The following is a 1,514-nucleotide window of genomic DNA, read 5'->3' on the forward strand; positions in this document are numbered from 1 at the left end:
CACGGTTCCAGCGTGGCCCAGTCCAGGTTGAAGCAGTGCAGCAGCGTGCCCGCCTCGGGGAAGCCCTCTTCGCGCATGATGGCCAGCGCCTCGTCGTGCGCCTCGCGCAGGTGCAGCGCGACGGGCAGCCCCGCCTCCTTCGCCAAGCGGAGCTGACGACGGAAGGCCTCGCGCTGATCGTCGCGCGGCGAGAAGTCGTAGTGGTAGTCCAAGCCGATCTCGCCGAGCGCGGCCACGCGCGGGTCCTTGAGCATACGGCGCAAATCGGCCTCCAAGCCGTCGTCGTAGTACTTCGCGTTATGCGGGTGGCACCCGACGGCGATCCGAACCCGCGGCACGCGCGGGAAGGGGTCGCTTCAAGTCCAGCCGACGAAGCGCTTGGCAGCCGCAGCGGCCTCGAACCGCCACGAGTTCAAGCGATCGAACGTGGTCGTTCCGTCTTCGAACACGTCCACGATGGTGCAGACGAACTCCACCTTGTGAGCTGCGCAGCGCGCGAGCGCGTACGACGGATCGGGCAGAAGCTGCAGGTGGGCGTGCGTGTCGGCCACAGGCCCCTCGAGCTGGGGAGCGTCCACCACGCGGTAACGGCCGTGCTTGCGCTTCTGCCGGAACTGCGGATCGTCGAAGACGGGTTCCGCGCTCTGTTCGTCGACCATGGTCGCGTCCTTTCTTGCTCGCAGGTTGTTCGAGTCGTCGCCGGTCCAACAAAGCCAGCGAGGGGCGTCCTCGGATGCGAGATTCGCGGGATCGCGGAGGCGAAGCGTACCGCGGTACGCGAGGCTCCGGGATCGCACGAAGATCGCTTGCGAGGACGCGCCGCAGCGTCGGCCGTTCCGCCGGCCGGCAGGCCGGCGGAACCGTTCTACTCCATGCTCAGGTCGATGGCGTCCATGTCCAGGCGCGGGAACAGGGGGTCGCCGATTTCCACCGGGTTGCCGGCGGGCAGCTGGCCCCAGGCCGTCGCGGCCTCGATGTCGGTCACGGCCTCGATGTCGCCCAGCGACAGGCGACGGAACACCTCGGCCGACGTGTTCGGCATGAACGGCGCCATGTACAGCGCGATGATGCGGATGGCCTCGAGCGCGTTGTAGATGACCTCGGCCAGCTCGCCGGCGGTCTCCTCGCTCTTCGCGAGGTTCCACGGGGCGCTCTCCTCCACGTAGAGGTTCACGCGGCCGGCCAGCTTCTGCACGGCGGCCGCGGCGGCCGTGAAGTCGACGGCGCCCAGGGCGGCGTCGTACTCGGCGTACAGCTCGTCCGAGATGGCGCGCAGCGGGTTCTCCTTCGCGAGAACCCCGGCGGACACCTCCGGAACCTGGCCGTCGAAGTACTTCTTCGTCATGTTGAACACGCGGCTGCACAGGTTGCCCCAGGTGTTCGCCAAATCGGCGTTGTAGACCTGCACCATGCGCTCCATGGAGATGGCGCCGTCGGCGCCGAACTGCACGTCGCTCATGAAGTAGTCGCGGTACGCGTCCACGCCGAACACCTTGCAGAGGTCCGCGGGCTTC

General features: G+C 68.0%; 3 protein-coding genes. All 3 read right to left on the reverse strand.

The features are described 5' to 3' along the window. On the reverse strand, positions 1–338 hold a 338-nt coding region (locus ACMO6A_RS03405; RefSeq protein ID WP_418470785.1), incomplete at its 3' end, for a TatD family hydrolase. A gap of 18 nt (positions 339–356) precedes the next feature. Then, a complete protein-coding gene (locus ACMO6A_RS03410) occupies positions 357–659 on the reverse strand; it encodes a hypothetical protein (RefSeq protein WP_035585688.1) in 303 nt (100 codons plus the stop codon). Between the two features lie 206 nt (positions 660–865). Continuing rightward, positions 866–1,514 (reverse strand): class I tRNA ligase family protein (locus ACMO6A_RS03415; RefSeq protein WP_418470786.1); only part of this gene is annotated, 649 nt, incomplete at its 5' end.

The organism is Eggerthella sp. (assembly GCF_048329335.1).
Classification (GTDB): domain Bacteria; phylum Actinomycetota; class Coriobacteriia; order Coriobacteriales; family Eggerthellaceae; genus Eggerthella; species Eggerthella lenta.

Excerpts from the sequence above, each read along its gene's own strand:
- ACMO6A_RS03410 (WP_035585688.1), bottom strand. The coding sequence starts at position 659 with ATGGTCGACGAACAGAGCGCGGAACCCGTCTTCGACGATCCGCAGTTC.